The following is a 10,202-nucleotide window of genomic DNA, read 5'->3' as shown; positions in this document are numbered from 1 at the left end:
GCTGGAACCAGTACCGGTCCCGCTGCCAGGGGTACGTCGGCAGCGCCACCTGGCGCCCTTCTTCTGGCGTCACCGCGCGCCAGGCCACCGCGCGGCCCTCGGTGTAGAGCCGCCCGAGCGACTCCAGCATCACCTCGCGCTCGGGCTGCTCGCGCCGCAGCGAAGGCAGCACCGTGCCCGCCTTGCCCAGGTGCGCGAGCGTCTGCTCGATGGAGGGCAGCAGCACCGGGTGCGCGCTCACCTCCACGAACAGCCCGTGCCCCGCGCCCACCAGGGACTCAATCACCGGCGACAGCAGCACCGGCTCCCGCAGGTTGCGCACCCAGTACGCGGGCGTCAGCTCCGTCCCCTCCGCCACGCGCCCCAGCACCGTCGAGTGCAGCGGCACCTCGCCCGCGCGCGGCGCGAGGCCGTCGAGCAGCGCGAGCAGCTCCTCGCGCAGCGGCTCCATCTGCGGGCTGTGCGAGGCCACGTTGACCTTCACGGGTCGGCAGAAGATTTGCCGCTGCGCCAGCGTCTCCAGCACCCGCTGGAGCGCGTGGGGGTCTCCGGAGAGCACCGTGGAGCGCGGGCTGTTGCTCGCGGCCACCGAGAGCCGATCCTCCACGCCGCGCAGCACCTCACGCGCCTCGTCGAGCGTCAGCTCCGTCACCGCCATGGCGCCCTGCCCGCTGGTGCGCAGGAGCAGCCGGCTCCGGCGGCAGATGATGCGCGCCGCGTCCTCCAGCGACAGGGCCCCGGCCACGTGCGCCGCGGCCACCTCGCCCATGCTGTGGCCCACCACCGCGTCCGGGACGATGCCCCAGGAGCGCCACAGCCGCGCCAGCCCCACCTGCATCGCGAAGAGCGCCGGCTGCACCACGTCGATGCGCTCCAGCCAGCCCGCCTCGCTCGAAGCCAGCACCTCCAGCAGCGACCAGTCCACGAAGGCCCGCAGCGCCGCGTCGCAGTCCTCCATGGCGGCGCGGAAGGCGGGCTCGGCCGACAGCAGCTCGCGCCCCATGCCCACCCACTGGGAGCCCTGGCCAGGGAACACGAACACCACCGGCGGGCGCGAGGGCACGAGCCCCCGCCCCACGACGAGCCCCGGACGCGGCGCCTGGCGGAGGAAGGCCTCCAGCCCCTCGCGCGCGCCCGCCACGTCCTTCGCGACGAGCGCCAGGCGCTGGTCCAGCGGCGCCCGGTGCAGCGCCAGCGTGCGCGCCACGTCGGCCAGCGACGGCGCGGGCGACTCGTCCCAGCGCGCCACCAGCGCGCGCGCCAGGTCCGACAGCGCCTGGGGCGTCCGCGCGGACAGCGGCAGGAGCGCCGCCCGCTCCACCGGCCTCGCGCCGGCCCCGCGCGCCGGTACGCCCCAGGCGAACAGCGCGCCCAGCGCATCCAGCAGCCCACCGAGCGCGTCGTCGCGCCGAATCGACGCCACCGTCAGCGCCGCCCGCCCCGTCCGGGCCAGGGTCTGCTCCAGCGAGCGGCGCATCACCGGGTGCGCGCTCAGCTCGATGAACGTGTCGACGCCCTCCGCCGCGAGCTTCTCGATGGCCTGCGTGAAGCGCACCGGCTGGCGCAGGTTGCGGCTCCAGTACGACGCCTCCAGCGACGCTCCCTCCAGGTCCTCGCCCGTCACGGTGGACACCCAGCGCGGGGCGCCCGCCCGAGGCCGCAGCCGCGCGAAGGCCGCGTCCAGGTCCTCGCGGATGGCGTCCATGTCGGGGCTGTGCGCGGCCACGTTGACGGGGATGCGCGAGCAGAACACCCCGCGCGAGGACAGCTCCGCGAGCAGCGCGTCCAGCGCCCCCGCCTCGCCGGACACCACCGTCGTCGACGGGGCGTTGTAGCCCGCCACCACCACCCGCCCCTCCAGGGGCGACAGCAGCCCCTCCACGTCGACGGCCGGCAGCCCCACCAGCGCCATGCCGCCGCGGCCCGCGGTGCGCTGCTGCAACCGGCTGTAGTGGTGGACCAGCCAGACGGAGTCCTCCGTGCTCAGCGCGCCGGTGACGCAGGCGGCCACCACCTCGCCCAGGCTGTGGCCCACCACCGCCTCCGGCTCCACGCCCCACGAGCGCCACAGCGCCGCGAGCCCCACCTGCACCGCGAAGAGCAGCGGCTGCACCACGTCCGCGTCCTCGGCGCGCGGGTGCGGCGTCACCAGCGCCTCCACCAGCGACCAGCCCGCCAGGGGCCGGAAGGCCGCGTCCAGCGCCTCCACCCGCGCGCGGAACACGGGCTCGCGCGACAGCAGCTCACGCCCCATGCCCTCCCACTGGGAGCCCTGGGGCGTACACACGAAGGCGACGCGCGGAGAGGGGCGCGCCGGGCCCCCCACCTTCAGCCCGACGCGCGCCTGTCCCGCCAGGAAGGCCCGCGCCTGCTCCAGCAGCTCGGCACGAGTGCGGGCCATGAAGGCCGCGCGGTGCGCGCCGGTGCCCGCCGGCGACTGGCACAGCGCCGCCAGCGGCTCAGGGGACGCCGCGTCGGCGGCCCGCGCCGCCACCTCCTCCACCTGGGCGCGCAACCCTTCCGGGTCCAACGCCGCCAGCGTCAGCAGCTCCGCGCGCGTGCCCGGCGCCTCCTCCAGCACCAGGTGGCAGTTGGTGCCTCCCCAGCCGAAGGCGCTCACCCCCGCCAGCGCCCGCTCCTCCTCGGCGGGCCAGGGCAGCAGCCGCTCGGGGACCTTCAGCCGCAGCGCGCCGAAGTCGATGAGCGGATTGGGCACGTCGAAGTGGAGGTTGGGCGGCACGCACCGGCGCGACAGCGCCAGCACCACCTTGAGCAGTCCGGCGATGCCCGCCGCGCCCTCCAGGTGGCCGATGTTCGTCTTCACCGAGCCGATGAGCAGCGCGCCCTCCTCGGCGCGCCCCTCGCCCAGCACCGCGCCGAGCGCGCCGGCCTCGATGGGGTCCCCCAGGGCCGTGCCGGGGCCGTGCGTCTCCACGTAGTGCACGCGGCCCGGCGCCACCCCCGCCCGCGCGTACGCGTCACGCAGCAGCGACTCCTGCGCGGACGCGCTGGGCGCCGTCAGCCCGTTGCCGAAGCCGTTGTTGTTCACCGCGCCGCCGCGGATGACGCAGTAGATGGGCACGCCGGCCGCCTGCGCCGCCGACAGCGGCATCAACGCCACCATGCCCGCGCCCTCGCCGCGCGCGAAGCCGTTGGCGCCCGCGGCGAACGCCTTGCTCGCCCCGTCCGGCGACAGCCCCCCGAACTTGGTGAGCGCCACGCTCGTCTCCGGCGCCAGCAGCAGGTTGACGCCCCCCACCAGCGCCAGTCGGCACTCCCCCGCCCTCAGGCTCTGACAGGCCAGGTGCGCGGCCACCAGCGACGAGGAGCACGCCGTGTCCAGGGTGATGCTGGGCCCGCGCAAGCCCAGCGCATAGGAGATGCGGTTGGCCAGGATGTTGAGCGCCTGCCCCGTCGCCGTGTGCGGCGTGACGGCCGCGCACGCGCCCTGGTGCAGCACCGCGTAGTCGTGCCAGATGGCGCCCACGAAGACGCCCGTGTCCGAGTCCCGCAGCGTCGGGGCTTGCACGCCCGCGTCCTCCAGCACCTCCCACGCCAGCTCCAGCATCAGCCGCTGCTGCGGGTCCATCTCCGCCGCCTCGCGCGGGGAGATGCCGAAGAAGAGCGGGTCGAACCCCTCCACGCCATCCACGAAGGACGCGCGGCGGGCCACCATCTTCCCCGGCGCCTGGGGCTCGGCGTCGTGGTACGCGTCGATGTCCCAGCGCTCCGCCGGCACCTCGCGCATGGCGTCGTACCCCTCGCACAGGCGGCGCCAGAAGGTGGCCACGTCCGGCGCGTCCGGCATGCGGCAGGCCAGGCCCACCACCGCGATGGGCTCATCCACGGGGCGCGCGCCCTCTGCCGCCGCCGCGGGCGGGGACTCCGCGTCCCCACGGACGAGTGCGGACGCCAGCGCGTGCACCGAGGCGTGCCGCCAGAACAGCAGCGGCGACACGGGGCGCCCCAGCGCGCCGCCCAGCTCCTTCATCAGCGCCACGACCTTCACGGAGTCCAGCCCGTAGCGGCTGAGCCGCTCCTGGGGGTCCAGCGCCTGGTTCTCCAGGCCCAGCAGCGCGGTGATGCGCGCGACGAGCCACGCCTGGATGGACTGCTCCGACATCGACGTCTCAGCCGTCATCTCCACGCCTCTCCCAGCCCCCCGGGGGCCATGAACCTTCACGACGGGCCGCTCGCCGGCCCGTCACCTCGCGAGAACTCAGCTCCGCCGCGCCTTGCGCGCCCGGAAGAACTGCTCCTGCTTGCGCAGGCGCTCCGCCCGCTCGTCGTTCGACGGCTCGACCTGCTTCTCCGGCCCCCGGTCCAGGTAGTCGGCCAGCGCGCGGATGGTCGGGAAGCGGTACAGCTCGGTCATCGGCATCTTCCGGCCCAGCCGCCGCTGCAGGGACATGTGGATTTGCGTCAGGTGCAGCGAGCTGCCGCCCACGTCGAAGAAGTTGTCGTCGATGCCGAAGTGCCTGCCGTGCAGCGCGTGCGCCCAGAGCTGGTGCAGCGCCCGCTCCAGTTCGCTGCGCGGCGCGACGGGAGGCACCGCGCTCCGGGACGAGTCCTCGGGCCCCGGCGCCGCCAGCGCCTTCTTGTCGATTTTCCCGTTCGGCGTGAGCGGGAAGGCCTCCAGGAAGACGAAGTGCCCCGGCACCATGAAGCGCGGCAGGCGCTGCTCCAGGAACGCCCGCAGCTCGCGCGGCGCCACCTCCCCGTCGCACACCAGCCAGGCCACCAGCTCCAGGTCCCTCGAGGCCCCGGGCCGCGCCAGCACCAGCGCCTCGCGCGTGGCCGGGTGCTTCGAGAGCGCCACCTCGATTTCCCCCAGCTCGATGCGGTAGCCGTTGAGCTTCACCTGGTCATCGCGTCGCCCCAGGAAGTCGATGTTTCCGTCCGCGCGCCACAGCGCGATGTCGCCCGTGCGGTACATGCGCCGCCCGGCCACGAAGGGGTCTGGCACGAAGCGCTCGGCCGTCAGGTCCGGCCGGTCCAGGTAGCCGCGCGCCAGGCCATCGCCCGACAGGCACAGCTCGCCGGGCACGCCCCGCGGCAGCAGCCGCAGGTCCTTGTCCACGATGTACACCCGGGTGTTCGCCAGCGGCCGGCCGATGAGCACCTTCGGGTCATCGCCGGGGAAGCGGTAGCAGGTGCTGTACGTCGTGTCCTCGCTGGGGCCGTACAGGTTGCGCACCTGGATGGGCAGCCCCTCGAGCTGGGACATCACGCTCTGGGGAATGGGCTCGCCCGCCATGTTCAGCAGGGTGACGTTGCCCAGGTCCACGTCCGCCGCCAGCAGCTCCTTCACGACGGAGGGCACGGTGTTGATGAGGACGCGCCGCTCGGTGTCCAGGTACTCGGCAATCTGGAGGCTGTTGCGCAGCAGCCGGATTCGCCGCCCCACCGACAGCGTGTAGAACATCTCGAAGATGGAGAGGTCGAAGCAGTACGACGTGCCGAAGAAGGTGACGTCGAAGTCCGCCGCGTCGAACTCCGTCTGGCACCAGCGGAGGAAGGACACCACGCTGCGGTGCTCGATGAGCGTCCCCTTCGGGCGGCCCGTGGAGCCGGACGTGTAGATGACGTAGGCCAGGTCCTGGCGGTCGGGGCGGTGCTCCAGGTCCTGCTCCGAGTCCGCCTGCGCGGCGGTGATGTCCACGCACTCCGCGGGAGCGCCCTGGCGCGCCGTCTCCAGGAGCCGCGGCTCGGTGAGCAGCACCCGGCTGCTGCTGTCCTGGAGCAGGTAGCGCACGCGCTCGGCGGGATAGGCCGGGTCGATGGGCACGTAGGCCGCGCCGGACTTGAGGATGCCGAGCGCCCCGATGACGAGCCACTCGGAGCGGTCCACCATCAGCCCCACCAGCACGCCGGGGCCCGCGCCGTGGCGCGCGCGCAGGGAGTGCGCCAGGCGGTTGGCCCGCGCGTTCAGCTCCCGGTACGTCAGGTGCGTGTCTCCCACCGACAGCGCGATGGCGTCCGGGGTGCGGCGCACCTGCGCCTCCACCAGGTCCACCAGGGAGGGGCCCTCCACCCAGTCCATGGGCTGGGGGTTGAGCCCGGTGAGCAGCGCCTCGCGCTCGGCCGCGGACACCAGCTCCAGCGCGTCACACGAGGCCCCCGGGCACTCCACCGCGTCGGACAGCAGGCACTCGAAGCGCTCCAGCAACCGCCGGGCGGTGGGGGCCTCGAACAGGTCCGCGTTGTAGTGCAGCGCCAGCACCAGCCGCTCGCCCAGCTTCAGGCACTCCATGCCCACGTCGAACTGGGCCTCCTGCTGGGGCAGGACGTAGGGCGACAGCGTCAACCCGTTCACCTGGAAGACGCGGCCCTCGTCCACGGACAGGCCGAGCATCGCCAGCGGGTCGCCGTCCCTGACGGGCAGGTAGTTGAACATCACCTGGAAGACGGGCGGACGCGACGCGTCTCTCGGCCCACCCAGCTTCGCCACGAGCTGGGGGAACGGGTACGCCTGGTGCTCCAGCGCCTCCAGCACCCGCCGCTGCACGTCCCGGCAGAAGGCGCCGAAGCCCAGCCCCTCCTCCACCGACGCGCGCACCACCACCGGGTTGACGGCGTAGCCCACGACGTCCTGGAGCGACGGGTCCTCCGCCGACATGAGCGAGTTGGTGGGCGTCCCCACCAGCACGTCGCGCTGGCCCGTGTGTCGCGACAGGAGCACCTGGAAGCAGGCCAGCAGGAAGGTATAGAGCGTCACGCCCTGCTCCCGCGCGCACGCCTCGGCGCGCCGCACCAGCCCCGCGTCCAGCGCGTGGATGACGGTGCCGCCGTGGCAGCCCTGCTCCGGGGGCCGGGGCTTGTCGGTGGGCAGCTCCAGCGCGGGCGGCGCGCCCGCCAGCCGCTCCGTCCAGTAGCGCTCCAGCACCTCGCCGCGCGAGCTCGCGAGCAGCGACCGCTCCCACTCCACGAACTGGCGGTACTGCGCGGCGGGAGGCGGCAGGCTCGGCGCGCCCTCCGTCACGAGCTGGCCGTGGAGCGCGAGCAGCTCCCGCTGGAGCACCTGCAGGGCCCGCGCGTCGTTGGAGACGTGGTGCTGGGTGAAGACGACAAGGTGCTCGCCGCCGTCCACGCGGGTGACGCTCAGCCGGGCCACCGGCCCCGTCGTCAGGTCGAACGGCCGCCGCACCTCCTCCACGAGCCGCCGGCGCACCTCCGCCGGAGACACGCCGCGCGCGTCATGCAGCGTGAAGGGGAGCGTGCCCTTCTCGTGGACGCGCTGGAGAAGCCGCCCGTCGTCCTCCACGCCGTAGGTCGTTCGCAGCACCTCGTGCCGCTCCACCAGCACCTCGGCCGCGCGCCGCAGGGCCTCCACGTCCAGGGGGCCGTGCACGCGGAACGAGAACAGCGTGTGGTACGCGGGGTTGCTCGGGTTGGACTGGTGCAGGTGGAACAGGGCGGCCTGGCCCTGGGAGAGCGCGAAGGGCGCTGGCACCGCCGCCGCCCGCGGGGCCGCGTCCTGCCGCGCCAGGAGGCGCTTCAGGAGCTGCTTCTTCTCCTCCAGCGACATCGCTTCGGTGTCTCGGGACATGACTCGGCTCTCCTCGCCCTGGCGGCGAGCAATGAATGCGGAAGGGGGTGGACGCTCAGGACGGCAGACGCGCCCTGAGCAGCGCGGCGAGCCTCGCGACGTGAGGCTCCAGGCTCATGGTGAGGTGATTGCCTTCCACCTCGTGGATTTCGATGCCCTCCCGGGCCTTGCCAATCCAGCCGTACTCCGGATGGTGGGGGATGAGGTGGTCCCGGACACGGGCCCGGAAGTAGAGGATGCGGGTGTCGGCGGGCTCGGCCTTGTAGAGCAGCAGGGCCTCGTTGTGCGCCCGCCACAGGCGCAGGAAGCCGCCGCCGTTCTCCGCGTTCATCCGCACGAAGGCGTCGGACATCTCGGGCGAGAGCTTCTTCACGTAGTCGAGGACGAAGTCGTCCGTCACCGGCTCCGAGTGCCGCACCGTGCCTCCGTCATCCGACGGCGTGTCCAGCATCGCCAGCAGGTCGACGCGCTGGCCGAGCGCCGTCAACCTCCGGGCCATGTCGAAGGCCACGGTGCCCCCCATGGAGGACCCGCAGAACAGGTAGGGGCCCTCTGGCTGGAGGCGGCGCACCAGCTCCAGGTAGTGCCGCGACATGTCCTCGATGCGCGTGTCGGGAGGCGCGTCGCCGTCCACGCCGCGCGCCTGGATGCCGTACACCGGCTGAGCCGGGTCCAGGTGACGCACCAGCGGCAGGAAGCCGAACACCGAGCCCCCCGCCGGGTGGATGCAGAACAGCGGGGTGCGGCCGGGCGCGCCCCGCTGCAAGCGCGCGACGCCGGGAGGAAGCGCGGGCTCACCCGGCGGCGCCAGGGCCGCGGCGGACGAGGGCCTCGACGCGGACACCTGGGCGGAGACCTGCGCCGCCGAGGCGTGCTCCAGGAGCGCGTTGAGCGACAGCTGCACGTCGAGCTGCTCGCGCAGGCGCGCGCTCAGCTGCACCATGAGGAGCGAGTTGAGCCCCAGGTCGTAGAAGTTGTCGTGGATGCCCACGGACTCCACCCCCAGCAGCTCGGCGAGGGCCTCGCACACCCGCCGCTCCACCTCGTCGCGAGGCGCCGCGTAGGGCGTGCGCTGCGCCGGACGCGGGGCCCGGCCGCCCGGCTTCCGGGGAGCGGAGACGGCCTCGGCGCGCTCCGTGACGCGGGCGCGCTGAGGGGAGCGGGACACGTAGAGGTGCGCGCCCTCGAAGCCAGCGGCGATGCGCGACAGGGCCTCCACGCCCTCCTGGTTGCTCAGCGCGCCCGGCAGGGTGAGCCGCGCGGGGGCGCCAGCGTCCCGCCCGTGTCCCTCCGCTCCCGCCGGCGCGGAGAACGTCTGGTGCATGTCGTCGAGCCGCTTGAGGGTGAAGCCCTCCACGTCCACCCGCACCACGCCCTGCTCGTCCAGCACGGTGAGGTCGAACACGCGCAGCGACGCCGCGTCCTCCGTGTCGGTCCGCCACCGCGTGTGCACGCGCACGCGCGCCGGGACGGGCCCGTACACGCGCAGCCGCTGGTACGTCAGCGGCAGGAACAAGCCCTGCGCCGCCGCGCCCGCCACGCCCCGCTCGCGCAGCTCCAGCAGGCGTGAGTACCCCGTCACCACGTCCATGAGCGCGGGGTGGAAGCAGTAGCTGCCCAGCTCGTCCCGGTACGCGTCCGCCAGAGAGAATGTCGCCAGCAGCTCCCGGCTCCCGAAGGACAGCCGGGTGTCCACCGTCGTCCAGCGCGGGCCGAAGACGATGTGATGCTCGCCCGCGTCCCCCATCAGCGACTGCGCCGACTCCAGGGCCTCGGGGCACCGCGCCTCCACGGGGCTCAGCGGATGGGCTGGGGCGGCCCCGTCCGTCCACCGCGCGGTGCCGAGCGCGTGCTCCCGCCACGCCTCCTCCGGCGACGACGCCGGACGGCTCTGGACGAGGAAGCGCAGGCGCTCCCCCGACGGGCTCAGCACCAGCCGCACCTCGCGGCGCTCCTCGGGCATCACCGTGAGCGGCGTCACGAAGACGACGTCGCTCAGCTCCACCGTGCTCCCGGGGCGCTCGGCGGTGAGCGCGGAGATGACCATCTCCAGGTAGCCCGTGCCGGGCATCAGCGGCTGGCCGAGCACCCGGTGCTCGTCGAGCACCCACTGCAGCTCGGGCCCCATCACCTGCGTGTAGACGACGTCCTCGCCTTCCACCTGGCGCCGCCCCAGCAGCGGATGCCCCGGCAGGACGCCCGGCGCCGCGCGCGCCCGGGCGCCCCGAAGCGCCGCCACGGCCATGCCGGTCTCACCCCATGTCTCCCAGCCGACGGAGACGGCGCGCTGCCCCGTGGACCGCAGCAGGTGGGCGTAGCCGTCCAGGAAGGCGTTGGCCGCCGCGTACGCCACCTGTCCCGGCGCACCTCGCAGGCTCGTCACGGACGAGCACAGGACGAAGAGGTCCGGAGGGTCCGCCGCCAGCAGCCGGCCCAGGTTGAGCGCGCCGAGCACCTTCGGCCGGAAGACGGCCTCCACCTGCTCGCGCGTCTGGAGCTGGAGCGCGCCGCCTCCGGGCACCCCCGCCGCATGGAGCACCCCTTCAATCCGACCAAAGCACTCCCGGGCCCACGCCAGCGCCGCGGCGAGCTGGGCCTCGTCCCCCACGTCCACCGCGACGGGCAGCACCTCGGCCCCCAGCCGCTCCAGGGC

General features: G+C 73.9%; 3 protein-coding genes. All 3 read right to left on the bottom strand.

Translation table 11 applies throughout. The annotated features are described in order from the left end of the window. The coding region (locus tag G4D87_RS26180; RefSeq protein ID WP_163785086.1) for a type I polyketide synthase at positions 1 to 4,141 on the bottom strand (4,141 nt) is incomplete at its 3' end. 78 nt (positions 4,142 to 4,219) lie between these two features. Next, on the bottom strand, positions 4,220 to 7,549 hold the full coding sequence (locus G4D87_RS26175; protein ID WP_163785084.1) for a non-ribosomal peptide synthetase: 3,330 nt from the start codon (positions 7,547 to 7,549) through the stop codon (positions 4,220 to 4,222). 55 nt (positions 7,550 to 7,604) lie between these two features. Then, on the bottom strand, positions 7,605 to 10,202 hold a 2,598-nt coding region (locus G4D87_RS26170; protein ID WP_163785082.1), incomplete at its 5' end, for a thioesterase domain-containing protein.

This window comes from Myxococcus vastator (assembly GCF_010894475.1).
Taxonomy (GTDB): Bacteria; Myxococcota; Myxococcia; order Myxococcales; family Myxococcaceae; genus Myxococcus; species Myxococcus vastator.
The sequence above is the reverse complement of the archived record's forward strand: the minus strand, read 5'-3'. Positions and strand labels throughout refer to the sequence as shown.

Bases quoted from the DNA above. Each gene is read 5' to 3' on its own strand.
- G4D87_RS26175 (WP_163785084.1), bottom strand. From the start codon at position 7,549: ATGTCCCGAGACACCGAAGCGATGTCGCTGGAGGAGAAGAAGCAGCTC.